The organism is Paraburkholderia silvatlantica (assembly GCF_003096715.1).
Taxonomy (GTDB): Bacteria; Pseudomonadota; Gammaproteobacteria; order Burkholderiales; family Burkholderiaceae; genus Paraburkholderia; species Paraburkholderia silvatlantica.
In genome coordinates this window covers 56,802-71,542 of sequence record NZ_QEOL01000028.1, presented here as the reverse complement: position 1 = coordinate 71,542, position 14,741 = coordinate 56,802, and the positions used below count along the sequence as shown (strand labels likewise).

The window sequence follows — 14,741 nt, the reverse complement described above, 5'->3', positions numbered from 1 at the left end:
AAACGTCCTCATTCGAGCCTGGCGGATCAGACGCCCGATAAGGCATACTTCGCGACGCTGCCAGCGATCAATTCGGCAGCATGATCGCTCCGGACGTTCCACTTAAAAATCTTGGGACCCTGTCCGAACAAGCGGCACCATCTTTGCCTGTCTGCTTCACGTTTTTCCCCGTTGCGGGTCGCGGTATTTGGCTGGGTCGGTTCGCGGAATACCCCCATCCTTTGACGCGGAGCCGTGGGGGCTTCTTTGCTGTACGTATATCACTGCTGCGCGGGCTCGTGCGTTTTTTCGGCCTCGTCCTCTGCCGCTTTCCGCGCACGGACCCGCGTGCGCCCCTGCCAATATTTGTTCCCGAAGGCAAGCGCAAAGGAAATGACCCACAGCAGGGATACCCAATATGACACTTCTTCGTTTTTTTGCGCTGTGACCGCCAACGCTACTTCATGACCGATATCGCGATAGACGAAATAACCCGCGAAGCCACATACGGTTGCTGCAACAAACCCCAATATCCATGATGCTATCGGCACCGATGGCACTTTGCGGCGGCGCGCCTCAAGGTACAGCGCAATACGGTCATAGACCACTTCGAGACTAAGCGCGGTAGATACGATCAACATTTCCGGCGAGCGGGCGAACTCTTCAGGGGCACCGTGACATAGGTAAAAGATGTAAATCGCGGCGGTGACAAACGCCGTCGCTACAATCCCGTGCATGTCCTCGAACTCTTCAAATTCTCTCCAACGGAAAATCCACATCACATAGAGAGCTGGGGGAACTGCAAAGAAAAGGACTGGAAAGGCCATCAACGCGATCAAAATTTTCATGGGGTTTCAGCCTTCGCTTGTAGTTATAGCCATATCGGCAGTGATTGGTGAGACTTGATATCGGCTGGGGGCGGCGTGCGCCTTTGTGGCGCGTGGATTCACCGGATTCTCTGAGGATCAAGGGGCGCTATTCATTCCGTGACGCTACTTGCGGGCGTGAATCCGTCCGGTGCGGTCGAGTTTCTTGCGCAGGCGGTAGCGAAGCCCTTCGTTGCGCAATACTTTCGGCGGTAGATCGCTGGGCTCACCTCGGGGGCCGTAGCTTGCCCCTCGTGTGAGAAGCGATGTAGACGGCTACGCCGTTTGTTGTGAGTGCAACTGTAAAACCATTGGCGCGGACACGCCGGGTTGACATGGCGGTTCTGACAATTGTTGACAGTAGCGGAAAGCCAACGCGCATAACATCGAGTCATGTAAGGGTTCGCTTAATTGACATGATTCCGCTTCCCGCCGTTATCCTGGCTTCGATCCTCTTGAGTGCCGCCCTTTGCGTGCTCGGCCTGATATTACTCGGCTGTCACCTCTAGGGAATCCGAGTCGCGCTCGTCCCCGGATTGGACCTGAAGTGACCAACGTGTACCCTTCGCCATCCAGGGCAACGCGGGTTGCTCGCGAACCTTGCGCAGGACGCCACGCTGTGCAATGTGGGTTTCTAGCTTGCTGAAATTTCGGTGCCCCGCAAACTCGAAGCAAACAAGGAACACGAGCAGCGGCTCTTCGCTGTGATCCCAAACCGCACGAATCCTTTCCAGATTCTGTTGGTGATGCTCTTTTCGCGAATAAGTAACGAGAACGGAAAAATCGACTTCGGCGCGGCGTTCGTAGAGTTTTTCTAATTCGTTGAAACCGGGACTAAAAGGCTGCGTCCATTCCCATTCAACATTGGCTATCGCCTGCGGTTCATCGCGCGCGTCTTTGATTACCGCATCGGTCCGGTTTCCCGCTTCGAAATACGTAAAATACCCCATCATGTCCGCAGTACTTCTGACGCAAATTCCGATATGCGTTGTCCACTCAGCTCGACTTCCACTAATTTTCCCATTTGCTGCAACTGGGAAGTCTCGATACCAGAAGGCATTGAACAGTGTCACAAAGTCGCGGACAGTACGTTTCATTTAGTCGTTGTGAGGTTAACGGTGGCTGACAATCGGGCGTAGCTCAAGAGGCAACGCCTTTGCCGTGTTTACGGCACGGCTCGGGATTTCTTGAAATGCTGTTGACTGTTGCGAAAGAGATGCGCGTGAGGTATTCATGCGAAAACGTAAGTCGGATATTTTTCGTGAAGCAGAATGAACGAGAATTGCATTGAATGAGAATGGGTGATTATGTTGGAATATCTCTGCGTCATTAATTTAATAAGTCAATTCCTCGCGTAAAAATTTTGTGATTGCCATTTCAGTTTGCGTGGTAGATATTTGATTCCGGCTAGTCGCTTTGAGGCTACCTTGTTTCTGCACCCAATTGAAGGAAATCATGGGAAAGATAACCTTTCCTGAAGCTTTATATCTTGCTCAATCTCTGGCCGATGCGGTCTAGCTCCCGGCGCAGCCGGTGGTTGAGAAAGGCGCCACAGCGCTCCTGTTTGGGCCGCCCGGGGCAGGAAGAAGTCACTCGGGATGTGCCATTGGACACGCGCTGATCGACGCCGGCTACCGGGTTCCGTTCACACGGACCAGCGAACTTGTGCAGAAGCTGCAGGCTGCAAAGATACGAGCGTCGTAGCCTTCTGATCACCGCCAACCAGCCGTACTCGGGCTGGAATGTCTGGGCTACGGCCTGTGGGTAGCGTCCGGTGGTGTCGTTAAGCGCAAGGTGGCGGCCAAACCGCTGCTGGCGTTCAGGCACCGCATTCGTGAACTGACTCGCCGCGGCGGGCGCAGCACGCAAGACGTGGTGGAACAGTTACGGTCCTATGTGCAGGGTTGGAAGGCATACTTCCGGTTGGCGCAAACCCCGAAGTCTGGCGCGAGCTGGACGAATGGCTGCGTCACCGGGTGCGTGCCATCCAGCTAAAACACTGGTGCCGTGTGGCCCGACCATCTACCGGGAACTGCGTGCGCTGCGGGCCTCGGCTGACGTTGCGCGGCAGGTGGCGGCGAACAGTCGCCGCTGGTGGCGCAACAGCGGCCGGTCGCTCAACAGCGTGCTGACCATCGCATGCTTCGATCGGCTGGGTGTGCCCCGACTCTCATAACCTCAACTTCCCGAACCGCCCGGTGTGGACCCGCATGCCGGATGGTGTGGCAGGGGCGCAGTCGTATGTGACTGTCCCCTATGCCGATGCTGCTTACGCGAAGCACTCGCGATGGCGGCTTGATTCCGGTCGCCATCTGTTTGGCTTATCGCCTCTGCTCGTTCGTACTGCCTTACAGTTCGGCCTGCATGGCTTCGATCACCTTGTCGAGCGCGCGTGCGAGTGCGTCGCGTTCCTTGTCGTCCAGGCTCGCGAAGAGGTCGACATTCCACTTGCGCGCGATGGGCATGACCTTGCGATACAGCGCGCGTCCGTCGGTTGTGAGCGAAACGAGCACGAGGCGTCCGTCCTCCTCGCTCGTGTCGCGCTGCATGAGGCCGCGGCGCATCAGAGCCTCGGCTGCACGGCTTGCCTGGCTCTTGTCGAGATTCGCGTGACGCGCAAGCTCCATCACGGAAAACGGGCCGAACGCCCCCACAGCTGCAATGAGCCGAGCCTCCGGAAGTGTGATGCCGAGCTTCGCCTGGTAGCGTTCGCTCGCGCCACGTTCGGAGAGTTTGTTCAGGACATGCAGCCGATAGGTAAGGAATTGTTCGAGTCCGGCTTTGCTTGCCTTCATGGGAGTCCTGGTCTGGTCGCTTGGGAAGGGCGCGAAACGTGTCGCGATTACATGATTGTTGCCCCATCTTGCGCGCGGGTCAACGCATCCTAACCCTTGTCCAGCGCATCCGGTGCGGTGCACGAATCTATTAATCGCTTACTGCGGAATGCGTAGCCCCGAACTCGTGCGTCTGGCCGCGATCCCGCCACACGGATTCCGGCGACGAGGCCGGGACGGCAGGCCCCGGCCGGTCTGCCGGGATGTTAGTTGGATGTACGCGCAGCGTATTTGAGGCGGGCGAGCTGCTCGGCCTCGTTGGCGAGCAGGCGTGCGGCGTCGCGAATCGCGGTTTCGAGCGTGATGGGGCCCGGTGCGGGCGAGAAGCAGCCGCTGAAATGCTCCGCGAGCCGCGGCAGGGCGGCTGCGTCCACGGCACCTGAGAGCAGTGTGGCCGGCACGCCCGCGGCCGCGGCGTGGCGGCAGGCGATGAACGGCGCCTTGCCGTGCAGCGTCTGAACGTCGGAGCGGCCCTCGCCGGTGATAAGCCAGTCCGCGCGATCGAGCGCTTTGTCCAGACCGATGGTGCGCGCAACGACTTCGGCACCGGGCTCGAAGCTCGCGCCGAGCATGCGCAGCGCAAAGCCCAGGCCGCCGGCCGCGCCCGAACCTGCTTCGTCGCGCACGCGACGGCCCAGCGCCGCTTCGAGCAGATCGGCGAAACGGCCGAGCGCCGCGTCGATCGGCGCGACCTGCCCGGGCGTCGCGCCTTTTTGCGGGCCGAACACGGCGGTTGCGCCATGCTCGCCCGTGAGCGGATTGTCCACGTCCGACATGCCGACGAACGATGCCTCGCCAAGCCGCTCGTCGAGCCCGGAAACGTCCACGCGCGCTACCTGCGCGAGCGCTTGTGGCGTGGGCTCGAGAAGCTTGCCGGCGGCGTCGAACAGTTGCAGGCCGAGGCCCGCGAGCAGCCCCGCGCCGGCGTCGTTGGTGCTGCTGCCGCCGAGTGCCACGTAAAAGCGCCGCACGCCTTCGTCGAGCAGCGCGCGGATCGCTTCGCCCATGCCGCGCGTGCTGCGCGCGTCGACCGGTACGCCCATGCCCACCGGGTCCGTGATGCCGACGATCTCGGCGGTCTCGACGATCGCGCTGCCGTCGTGCAGCAGGCCCACCGCGGCGTCGCGCTTCGGGCCCGCTGCGCCTTCCACGGTGAGGACGCGGCGTTCGCCGCCCATCGACAGCATCGCGTCGAGCGTGCCTTCGCCGCCGTCGGCCATGGGGCGGATGCGGATATCGGCGTCGGCGCGCACGCGGCGGATGCCCTCGGCGATCGCGGCGGCGACCCCGTCCGCGCTGAGCGAGCCTTTGAAAGAGTCAGGAGCAATGACGATAACGGGAGCGTCAGTCGACGAATTCGGCATGGTGTCTCTGCTGGAATAATGGTGTTGGGAGCGGCTGCGGCCGGCGGGGCGTCCGGCGCGAGCCTAAGCTTAACAGCCTCGCCGCGTGCGCTGGATAACGGCGTTGCGATAGCGCGCATCGGAGCGCATTTCAGGCTCCTGGCGGCGCAAAAGCGGGCCAAAACCGGGTCAAAAGCAGGCTCATGGCACACTCAAACGGCAATTCCAGTGGGACCAGGAAATAGTTTGCTAAAATACTTGGCTCTTTTGACGGACCGCACCGCAAGCCGCCCGCTTCGGCGCTGTTGAGCGGCGCACGAGGCGCCTGCGTTCAGCTCCAAAGCGGGTTGCCGGACCCAGTCTGACCCATTCGGATCCAGGCAGACCGCGGCTCGCAAAGACCACAGATTACTGATTCGCTCGAACAATTTTAGGACGATTGAAGCCATGGCTAACGTTGTTGAAAACCTCGGCAAGCTCGAACGCCGCGTGACGATTTCCCTGCCGAAGGACGCCGTGCAGAAAGAAATCGATTCGCGCATCCGTAAACTCGCGAAGAACGTGCGCATGCCGGGCTTCCGTCCGGGCAAGGTGCCGCTCAAGATGGTCACGCAGCAGTATTCGGGCCAGGTCGAAGCCGAAGTCCTGAGCGACAAGGTCGGCAAGGAATTCTTCGACATCAGCCGCGCCGAGAACCTGCGCGTTGCCGGTCAGCCGAGCTTCGCGCCGAAGTCGGAAGCCGCCGAAGGCGACTACGCGTTCGACGCGACCTTCGAGGTCTACCCGGAAGTGAAGCTGGGCGACGTCGCAACGGCTGAAATCGAGCGCACGACCACGGCCATCACCGAAGCCGAAATCGACCGCACGCTCGACATCCTGCGCAAGCAGCGCGTGCACTTCCACGCGCGCGGCGAAGCGGGCGAGCACGGTGACGGCGGCGCCGACACCGCAGCGAAGGAAGGCGACCGCGTGACGGTCGACTTCGTCGGCAAGATCGACGACGTCGCGTTCCAGGGCGGCACCGCGGAAGGCTTCGCGTTCGTGCTGGGCGAAGGCCGCATGCTGCCGGAATTCGAAAAGGCGGCAATCGGCCTGAAGAAGGGCGAGTCGCGCGAATTCGACCTCGCGTTCCCCGAGGACTATCACGGCAAGGACGTCGCCGGCAAGACGGCGAAGTTTACGATCACGATGCAGCAGATCGAGTGGCCGCACCTGCCGGAAATCGACGCTGAATTCGCCAGGTCGCTCGGCATCGCCGACGGCGACCTCGTGAAGATGCGCGCCGAAATCAAGGACAACCTCGAGCGCGAAGCGAAGCGCCGCACCCAGTCCATCGTCAAGAACCAGGTGATGGATGCGCTCCTGAAGATCGCCGAACTCGACGTGCCGAACGCGCTCGTCGAGCAGGATCAGCAACGCCTCGTCGAAATGGCGCGCGCCGACCTCACGCAGCGTGGCGTGCCCAACGCCAAGGACGCACCGATCCCGGCCGAAATGTTCAAGGAACAAGCCGAGCGCCGCGTGAAGCTCGGCCTCGTGCTCGCCGAACTCGTGAAGGCCAACGGCCTCGAGGCGAAGCCGGAGCAGATCCGTGCCGAAGTCGACGAATTCGCGAAAAGCTATGAGGACCCGAAGGAGGTCGTGCGCTGGTATTATTCCAACCAGCAGCGTCTGGCCGAAATGGAAGCCTATGTCGTCGAATCGAACGTCGTGGACTTCGTGCTCGGCAAGGCCAAGGTGACGGACAAGCAAGTTAGCTTCGAAGAACTGGCAAGCGCGACGGCGCAGGCTTAAAACTGCCCGCTACGGCGTGCCGGCTGTCGGAGCGACCGACGGCCAGCACGCCGTTTTTGCATCCGCAGGTTTTAGCCATGCTGTCCGTGTGGTTGATTTGACCGGGGTCCGTCGCCATACGGGTATATAGAAGAACTTTTCCAGACAAGGATGCACCGCATGACCATTCGCGCTCAATCGCTGGATACGTTGACCTCCCACTCGTCGCGTGACTTCGACCCGCAGGCGCTCGGCCTCGTGCCGATCGTCGTCGAAACGAGCGGCCGCGGCGAACGCTCCTACGACATCTACTCGCGCCTGCTCAAGGAGCGCGTGGTGTTCCTGGTCGGCGAAGTGAACGACCAGACGGCCAACCTCGTGGTCGCCCAGCTGTTGTTCCTCGAAAGCGAAAATCCGGACAAGGACATCAGCCTGTACATCAACAGCCCGGGTGGCTCGGTGTCGGCCGGCATGGCGATTTACGACACGATGCAGTTCATCAAGCCGGACGTTTCGACCCTTTGCATGGGCCTCGCGGCCAGCATGGGCGCGTTCCTGCTGGCGTCGGGGGCGAGAGGCAAGCGTTTCGCGCTGCCGAACTCGCGCGTGATGATTCACCAGCCGCTCGGCGGCGCGCGCGGCCAGGCTTCGGACATCGAAATCCAGGCTCGCGAAATCCTGTATCTGAAGGAGCGCCTGAACCAGTTGCTCGCGCATCATACGGGGCAGCCGGTCGAGCGCATTGCGCGCGACACGGATCGCGACAATTTCATGTCGGGTGACGACGCCCAGGCGTACGGTCTCGTCGACCAGGTCCTGCACAAGCGTCCTTGAGCTGCGCGGGCGGTTTTGCGCGTCCGACCCTGCGAAGGGCGCGCAAGCCGCGGCAAAGGCAGGTAAAGGAACAGCTCGGCCCCCGTACAAAAGGGGATAGCCGACGCCGCGCAGACCTTGTGAAATAATCGGCAAACGCGCTTCGCGGCCTGCGGCCCCCAACGCCGTCACAGCAAGCGGTTCACGCACCCTCCGGCCTCGCCGGGGGAAACGGCGTATCATGTAACAGAGTGTCCGGAGGCTCATTTATCCATGGCGGACAAGAAAGGTTCTAACAGCGAGAAGCTGTTGTATTGCTCGTTCTGCGGCAAGAGCCAGCATGAGGTGAAAAAGCTCATCGCTGGTCCGTCGGTATTCATCTGCGATGAATGCATCGACTTGTGCAACGAGATCATTCGCGACGAAGCCGCCGGCGCGGGCGTCGACGCGGCGCTGTCGCGCTCGGACCTGCCGAGCCCGCAGGAGATCCGCGACATCCTCGACCAGTACGTGATCGGCCAGGAACGCGCGAAGAAGATTCTCGCAGTGGCGGTGTACAACCACTACAAGCGTCTGAAGCACCTCGACAAGAAGGACGACGTCGAACTCTCCAAGAGCAACATCCTCTTGATCGGGCCCACGGGCTCGGGCAAGACGCTGCTCGCGCAGACGCTCGCGCGACTTCTGAACGTGCCGTTCGTCATCGCCGACGCCACCACGCTGACCGAAGCCGGTTACGTGGGCGAAGACGTCGAGAACATCATCCAGAAGCTGCTGCAGAACTGCAATTACGAGGTCGACAAGGCCCAGCGCGGCATCGTCTATATCGACGAAATCGACAAGATCAGCCGCAAGTCGGACAACCCGTCGATCACGCGCGACGTTTCCGGCGAGGGCGTGCAGCAGGCGCTGCTCAAGCTCGTCGAGGGCACGATGGCTTCGGTGCCGCCGCAGGGCGGCCGCAAGCATCCGAACCAGGATTTCATCCAGGTCGATACGACCAATATCCTGTTCATTTGCGGCGGCGCGTTCGACGGGCTGGAGAAGGTCATCACCGACCGCACGGAAAAGACCGGCATCGGCTTCGGTGCGAGCGTGAAGAGCAAGCAGGAGCGCGACACAGGCGAAGTGCTGCGCGAAACGGAACCGGAAGACCTGATCAAGTTCGGCCTGATTCCCGAACTGATCGGCCGTTTGCCCGTGGTCGCCACGCTCGGCAAGCTCGACGAAGCCGCGCTCATGAAGATTCTGGTCGAGCCGAAGAATGCGCTCGTCAAGCAGTATCACAAGCTCTTCAACATGGAGCGCGTGGAGCTGGAAATTCGACCGGCCGCGCTGCAGGCGGTCGCCCGCAAGGCGATCCGCCGCAAGACGGGGGCTCGCGGCCTGCGCTCGATCCTGGAACAGGCATTGCTCGACGTGATGTACGAACTGCCGGCCATGAAGGGCGTGAGCAAGGTCATCATCGACGACAACGTGATCGACGGCGACGGCAAACCGCTCTTGATCTACGAAGACGCTCCGAAGGTCGCAGGGTCGAACTGATGGTGGCGATCGGCTAAAGAGTTCCGGAAAAAGGCCGTTCATACAATGGGATGAACGGCTTTTTCGTTTAGTCTTGTGGTCGATGGCGCACTATTTTGGAGTCACTGAACTTTTCCCACACGCGCGAGGCTTGCAATCGGTATATCAGGCCTCAATTACCGAACAATTGATTCCACTCATGGGGAAATGAAATGTCAGGAACCCAACTCCTCCCGCCGGAACGCACCACGCTCCCGCTGCTGCCGCTGCGAGACGTCGTAGTTTTCCCGCATATGGTGATTCCCCTTTTCGTGGGCCGACCGAAATCGATCAAGGCCCTCGAAGCGGCGATGGAAGGCGGCAAGCACATCATGCTCGTCGCGCAGAAGACCGCCGCGAAGGATGAGCCGACCGAAAAAGACATGTATGAAGTCGGGTGTGTCGCCAACATCCTGCAAATGCTCAAGCTGCCCGACGGCACCGTGAAGGTGCTGGTGGAAGGCCTGCAGCGCGCGAAGACGCTTTCCATCGAAGAGCAGGAAACGCAGTTCTCGTGCGAAGTGATGCCGCTCGAACCGGACCACGCCGACAGCGCGGAAACCGAAGCGCTGCGCCGCGCGATCGTCTCGCAGTTCGACCAGTACGTGAAGCTCAACAAGAAGATCCCGCCGGAGATCCTGACGTCGCTGTCGGGCATCGACGAGGCCGGTCGTCTTGCCGACACCATCGCCGCGCATCTGCCGCTCAAGCTCGACCAGAAGCAGCACATCCTCGAGATGTTCCCGGTCGTGGAGCGTCTGGAGCACCTGCTTGCGCAACTCGAAGCCGAAATCGACATTCTCCAGGTCGAAAAGCGCATCCGCGGCCGCGTGAAGCGCCAGATGGAAAAGAGCCAGCGCGAGTACTACCTGAACGAGCAGGTCAAGGCCATCCAGAAGGAACTGGGCGAAGGCGAAGAGGGTGCCGATCTCGAGGAACTCGAGAAGCGCATCACGGCCGCGCGCATGCCGAAGGAAGCCAAGAAGAAGGCAGACGCCGAGCTCAAGAAGCTCAAGCTGATGTCGCCGATGTCGGCGGAAGCCACGGTCGTGCGCAACTACATCGACACACTGATCGGCCTGCCGTGGCGCAAGAAGAGCAAGGTCAACAACGACCTCTCGAACGCCGAAACCGTGCTCGACGAAGACCACTTTGGTCTCGAGAAGGTGAAGGAACGCATTCTCGAGTATCTCGCGGTGCAACAGCGTGTGGACAAGGTCAAGGCGCCGATCCTGTGCCTCGTCGGGCCTCCGGGCGTCGGCAAGACCTCGCTCGGGCAGTCGATTGCGCGCGCAACGAACCGCAAGTTCGTGCGTATGGCGCTCGGCGGCGTGCGTGACGAAGCCGAGATCCGCGGTCACCGTCGTACGTACATCGGTTCGATGCCCGGCAAGATCCTGCAGAGCCTGACCAAGGTCGGCGTGCGCAATCCGCTTTTCCTGCTCGACGAAGTCGACAAGATGGGCATGGATTTCCGCGGCGATCCGTCGTCGGCGCTGCTCGAGGTGCTCGATCCGGAACAGAACCACACGTTCGCCGACCACTACATCGAAGTCGATTTCGACCTCTCCGATGTGATGTTCGTCGCCACGTCGAACTCGCTGAACATTCCGCCGCCGCTGCTCGACCGGATGGAAGTCATCCGCCTCTCGGGTTACACGGAAGACGAGAAGGTCAGCATCGCCCAGCGTTATCTCCTGCCCAAGCAGAAGAAGAACAATGGGCTCAAGCCTGGCGAGATCGAGGTGACCGAAGGCGCGATCCGCGACATCATTCGCTACTACACGCGTGAAGCGGGCGTGCGTTCGCTCGAGCGCGAAGTGTCGAAGATCTGCCGCAAGGTCGTGAAGATGCTGCTGCTGAAGAAGGCCGACAAGGCCGTCACGGTGGACAGCGCCAACCTCGACACCTTCCTCGGCGTGCGCAAGTACGACTTCGGTCTGGCCGCGAAGGAAAACCAGATCGGTCAGGTCACGGGCCTCGCGTGGACGGAAGTCGGCGGCGATCTGCTGACGATCGAAGCAGCGGTCATGCCCGGCAAGGGCAACGTGATCCGCACGGGTTCGCTCGGCGACGTCATGAAGGAATCGGTCGAAGCGGCACGCTCGGTGGTGCGCTCGCGTTCGCGTCGTCTTGGCATCAAGGATGAGGCGTTCGAGAAGCAGGACATCCACATTCACGTGCCCGAAGGCGCGACGCCGAAGGACGGTCCGTCCGCAGGCGGTGCGATGACGACGGCGCTGGTGTCCGTGCTCACGGGCATTCCGGTGCGCGCCGATGTCGCGATGACGGGCGAGATCACGCTGCGCGGCGAAGTGCTGCCGATCGGCGGGCTGAAGGAGAAGCTGCTCGCGGCGCATCGCGGCGGCATCAAGCTCGTGCTGATTCCGGAAGAGAACGTCAAGGATCTCACCGAGATTCCGGACAACGTGAAGAACGCGATCGAGATCGTGCCGGTGCGCTGGATCGACAAGGTGCTCGAACTCGCGCTCGAACGTGTGCCGCAGCCGCTGCCGGAAGAAGAAGCGAAGGCCGAGGACGCCAAGGCGCCCGTGGCCGAAGCGAAGGACGCGGGCGCGACGGAAGTGGTCAAGCACTAAGCGTTCAGTACGCCTTCAACAAGCCGCGCCCAGGCGCGGCGCGTTGGATCCCCAAAGCCCGCGGCGCACCGCGGGCTTTTTATTGGCGCCACGATTCTTGACGTTGTGATGACAACCAGCGTTCTTTGCGGCCTTTTCCCACTTGTTCGAAGGCGCCCTCGAATGTTCCCTCGAATCCCGCGCCGAATCAGGCTCAACCCCGCTTGACACGGCACTTTCGGCCCCGTTAAATGAGCGGGCCCCGCGCTATGCGGGGGACGTCTATCCAATAAGTTGACCTTCTTTCTTACGTTTGCCCAAACACATTCTCGGGGGCTGGAATGAACAAAACGGAATTGATCGACCATATCGCGCAACAAGCCGACATTTCGAAAGCGGCTGCGGGACGCGCACTCGACGCCGTGATCGGCGGCGTCAAAGGCACGCTCAAGAAGGGCGGCTCGGTCACGCTCGTCGGCTTCGGCACGTTTGCCGTCGGCAAGCGCACGGCGCGCACGGGCCGCAATCCGCGCACTGGCGACGCGATCAAGATCAAGGCCGCGAAGGTACCCAAATTTAGGCCTGGCAAAGCGCTGAAGGATGCGCTAAACTAGCGGGCTCGCTACCTGATAAAGGTGGCGCAGCAGAAGTCGCCGTGCCGGAAGCAGCGCAGGAAAGCATGAAGCTGGGTGCTTAGCTCAGTTGGTAGAGCGGCGCCCTTACAAGGCGTAGGTCGGGAGTTCGAGCCTCTCAGCACCCACCACAGCTTCAGTTCCGGTACCTCCGGTACCTCCAGTACCTATTGCGCTTGCACGGAGGCGCTCGCACGGAGCGGTAGTTCAGTTGGTTAGAATACCGGCCTGTCACGCCGGGGGTCGCGGGTTCGAGCCCCGTCCGCTCCGCCAAGGATATCTCGACAAGAAGGCGAACTCCGGTTCGCCTTTTTTGTTGGCCGCTGTTGTAATATCGGGCGTTCCATTTTTTGGCGCCATCAACGTCTGGTCACGCATGCTCGACTTTTTCCGCAATCACAAACGCCTGATGATGTTCATGCTGCTCCTGGTCGTCCTGCCAGGGCTGGGCTTCGTCGGTATTCAAGGTTTCCGCGGCTTCTTCGATGAAAGCGCGAATGTCGCAAGCGTCAACGGGCACAAGATCACGCGTGTCGAGTACGACAACGCCGCACGTCAGCAACTCGACCAGGCTCGACAGGTCCTCGGCGCGCAATTCGACGCGAGCCTGTTCGACACGCCCCAGCACCGCAAGGACATCCTCGACGGTCTGATCCAGCAACGCGTGCTCGTGGACGAGACGCAGCGCCTGCACCTTACCGCCTCGGACGACGCCGTGCGACGCGCGTTGCTCGCCGACCCGGTGATTTCGTCGCTCAAGAATCCTGACGGCTCGATCAATCTCGACCAGTACAAGCAACTGCTCGCCATGCAGGGCATGACGCCCGAGCAGTACGACGAGCGCGTGCGCTATAGCCTCGCCATGCAGCAGCTGCCGGCGTCGATCATCAGCAGCGCGTTTACGCCGAAGGCGCTCGCGCAGCAGCTCACGGGTCTCTCGGAGCAGCAGCGCGAGGTGCAGGGCCTCGCCTTCCACGCGAGCGACTATGCGCCCAAGGTCCAGCCGACCGACGCGCAACTGCAGGCGTACTACGACGCGAACAAGAACGCCTTCGCCATGCCGGCCACGGCGCAGATCCAGTATCTCGTGCTCTCGGCGGCCACGGTTGCCGCTGGCGTGCAGCCGAGCGACGCCGATCTCAAGAAGTACTACGAAGACAACATCGCGCACTACCGCACGCAGGAGGAAGTGCGCGCGAGCCACATCCTGATCACGGTGCCGAAGGACGCGAGCGTCGACGTGCGCAACGCGGCGAAGCAGAAGGCCGAATCGATCCTCGCCGAAGTGAAGGCGCATCCGGATCAGTTCGCGCAGATCGCGCAGAAGGAGTCGCAGGACCCGGGTTCGGCCTCGAAGGGCGGCGACCTCGGCTACTTCGGCCCCGGCATGATCGCGGGCGGCCAGGCGTTCGACGCCGCGGTCTTCAAGCTGAAGAAGGATGAGATCAGCGACGTGATCCAGTCGGACTTCGGCTATCACATCGTCAAGGTCACGGACCTGAAGCCGGCGGTCACGAAACCGTTCGACGACGTGAAGGCGCAGATCACGAACGACGTGAAGGCGCAGCAAGCCGCGAAGCTGCTCGCCGACGCGAGCGATGGCTTCACGTCGGTGGTCTACGAGCAGGCCAGGAGCCTGCAGCCGGCCGCGGACAAGTACAAGCTGACGATCCAGACGGCCACGGTCACGCCGAAGCCGAATGCAGCGCTGCCGCCGGATAGCCCGCTGAACAACCAGAAGTTCCTCGACGCCGTATTCGCGAGCGACTCGGTGAACCAGCACAACAACACCCAGGCAATCGACGTCGGCAACAGCACGTTGATCTCGGCTCACGTAACGAACTACCAGCCGGCCGCCGTGCCCGCATTCGCCGCGGTCAAGGATACGGTTCGCCAGAAGGTGGTCGCGCAGCAGGCCGCCGACATGGCGCGCAAGGAGGGCGAGGCCAGGCTCGCGGAGCTGCAGAAGTCGAAGTCGACCGACGGGTTCTCGTCGGCGCTCAAGGTGTCGCGCAACGACGCCCAAGGGTTGCCGCCCGGCGCGCTGTCCGCGGTCTTCAAGGCCGATTCGCAGAAGCTGCCCGCTTATGTGGGCGTGGACCTCGGCAACGACGGCTATGCGATTTACCGCGTGAACAGCGTGACCAACGGTCCGGCCGCAGAAGGCCCGCGTCTGGCCGCCGCGCAGCAGCAACTGGCCCAGGTGGGCGGCCAGTCGCAGGTGCAGGCGTACCTCGACGCGCTGCGCGAGCGCGCGAAGGTAAAGCTCTACGGTTCGCTCGGTGCCGCGGGCCAGTCGGGCGACGGCGACGGCGCCCAGTAAGTCCGCCTCGAGCATCTGTCCGCCGGCATCGAGAGC

10 protein-coding genes, 2 tRNA genes and 2 pseudogenes are annotated in these 14,741 nt (G+C 61.7%); 10 read left to right on the top strand and 4 right to left on the bottom strand.

Features of this window, described 5'->3' with window-relative positions; genetic code table 11:
• Positions 1-260 precede the first annotated feature (260 nt).
• Together C7411_RS30120 and C7411_RS30115 are read right to left on the bottom strand one after the other, a co-directional pair.
• On the bottom strand, positions 261-827 hold the full coding sequence (locus C7411_RS30120; protein WP_110387624.1) for a hypothetical protein: 567 nt from the start codon (positions 825-827) through the stop codon (positions 261-263).
• 506 nt (positions 828-1,333) lie between these two features.
• Positions 1,334-1,942, bottom strand: a complete 609-nt coding sequence (locus C7411_RS30115) for a hypothetical protein (protein ID WP_133253720.1) — start codon at positions 1,940-1,942, stop codon at positions 1,334-1,336.
• A gap of 439 nt (positions 1,943-2,381) precedes the next feature.
• On the opposite strand from C7411_RS30115, the pseudogene C7411_RS30110 reads away from it, so the two are divergent.
• Positions 2,382-2,589, top strand: a pseudogene (locus C7411_RS30110) (ATP-binding protein); the annotation flags it as partial.
• Positions 2,580-3,021, top strand: a pseudogene (locus tag C7411_RS30105) (group II intron maturase-specific domain-containing protein); the annotation flags it as partial. The pseudogenes C7411_RS30110 and C7411_RS30105, both read left to right, overlap by 10 nt.
• A 172-nt stretch (positions 3,022-3,193) precedes the next feature.
• On the opposite strand, the gene C7411_RS30100 reads toward C7411_RS30105, so the two are convergent.
• Positions 3,194-3,640: a MarR family winged helix-turn-helix transcriptional regulator gene (locus C7411_RS30100; RefSeq protein WP_110387622.1), complete on the bottom strand. Its 447-nt coding sequence runs from the start codon at positions 3,638-3,640 to the stop codon at positions 3,194-3,196.
• A gap of 245 nt (positions 3,641-3,885) precedes the next feature.
• On the bottom strand, positions 3,886-5,043 hold the full coding sequence (locus C7411_RS30095) for a glycerate kinase (protein ID WP_110387621.1): 1,158 nt from the start codon (positions 5,041-5,043) through the stop codon (positions 3,886-3,888).
• A 426-nt stretch (positions 5,044-5,469) separates the two neighbouring features.
• Here C7411_RS30095 and tig point away from each other — a divergent pair, with 426 nt between their 5' ends.
• From tig to C7411_RS30055, 8 genes are all read left to right on the top strand, one after another.
• Positions 5,470-6,816, top strand: coding sequence for a trigger factor (gene tig, locus C7411_RS30090; protein WP_110387620.1), 1,347 nt, complete (start codon positions 5,470-5,472; stop codon positions 6,814-6,816).
• Positions 6,817-6,975: 159 nt separating this feature from the next.
• Positions 6,976-7,629: an ATP-dependent Clp endopeptidase proteolytic subunit ClpP gene (gene clpP / locus C7411_RS30085; protein ID WP_042269587.1), complete on the top strand. Its 654-nt coding sequence runs from the start codon at positions 6,976-6,978 to the stop codon at positions 7,627-7,629.
• Positions 7,630-7,881: 252 nt separating this feature from the next.
• Positions 7,882-9,153 carry an ATP-dependent Clp protease ATP-binding subunit ClpX gene (gene clpX, locus C7411_RS30080; RefSeq protein ID WP_028216418.1) on the top strand — a complete coding sequence of 424 codons (1,272 nt, stop codon included), beginning with the start codon at positions 7,882-7,884 and terminating at the stop codon, positions 9,151-9,153.
• A gap of 191 nt (positions 9,154-9,344) precedes the next feature.
• Entirely contained in the window at positions 9,345-11,771 is a 2,427-nt protein-coding gene (gene lon, locus C7411_RS30075) for an endopeptidase La (protein ID WP_110387619.1), read from the top strand.
• 320 nt (positions 11,772-12,091) lie between these two features.
• On the top strand, positions 12,092-12,364 hold the full coding sequence (locus tag C7411_RS30070; protein ID WP_027796408.1) for an HU family DNA-binding protein: 273 nt from the start codon (positions 12,092-12,094) through the stop codon (positions 12,362-12,364).
• A 73-nt stretch (positions 12,365-12,437) separates the two neighbouring features.
• A tRNA-Val gene (locus tag C7411_RS30065) sits at positions 12,438-12,513 on the top strand.
• Positions 12,514-12,578: 65 nt separating this feature from the next.
• Positions 12,579-12,655 (top strand) — tRNA-Asp (locus C7411_RS30060).
• A gap of 103 nt (positions 12,656-12,758) precedes the next feature.
• Complete coding sequence (locus C7411_RS30055) at positions 12,759-14,705, top strand: SurA N-terminal domain-containing protein (protein WP_110387618.1); 1,947 nt, start codon at positions 12,759-12,761, stop codon at positions 14,703-14,705.
• The last annotated feature ends 36 nt before the right edge of the window (positions 14,706-14,741 follow it).

Excerpts from the sequence above, each read along its gene's own strand:
- C7411_RS30120 (WP_110387624.1), bottom strand. The coding sequence starts at position 827 with ATGAAAATTTTGATCGCGTTGATGGCCTTTCCAGTCCTTTTCTTTGCA.
- C7411_RS30115 (WP_133253720.1), bottom strand. The coding sequence starts at position 1,942 with ATGAAACGTACTGTCCGCGACTTTGTGACACTGTTCAATGCCTTCTGG.
- C7411_RS30100 (WP_110387622.1), bottom strand. The coding sequence starts at position 3,640 with ATGAAGGCAAGCAAAGCCGGACTCGAACAATTCCTTACCTATCGGCTG.
- C7411_RS30095 (WP_110387621.1), bottom strand. The coding sequence starts at position 5,043 with ATGCCGAATTCGTCGACTGACGCTCCCGTTATCGTCATTGCTCCTGAC.
- tig (WP_110387620.1), top strand. The coding sequence starts at position 5,470 with ATGGCTAACGTTGTTGAAAACCTCGGCAAGCTCGAACGCCGCGTGACG.
- clpP (WP_042269587.1), top strand. The coding sequence starts at position 6,976 with ATGACCATTCGCGCTCAATCGCTGGATACGTTGACCTCCCACTCGTCG.
- clpX (WP_028216418.1), top strand. The coding sequence starts at position 7,882 with ATGGCGGACAAGAAAGGTTCTAACAGCGAGAAGCTGTTGTATTGCTCG.
- lon (WP_110387619.1), top strand. The coding sequence starts at position 9,345 with ATGTCAGGAACCCAACTCCTCCCGCCGGAACGCACCACGCTCCCGCTG.
- C7411_RS30070 (WP_027796408.1), top strand. The coding sequence starts at position 12,092 with ATGAACAAAACGGAATTGATCGACCATATCGCGCAACAAGCCGACATT.
- C7411_RS30055 (WP_110387618.1), top strand. The coding sequence starts at position 12,759 with ATGCTCGACTTTTTCCGCAATCACAAACGCCTGATGATGTTCATGCTG.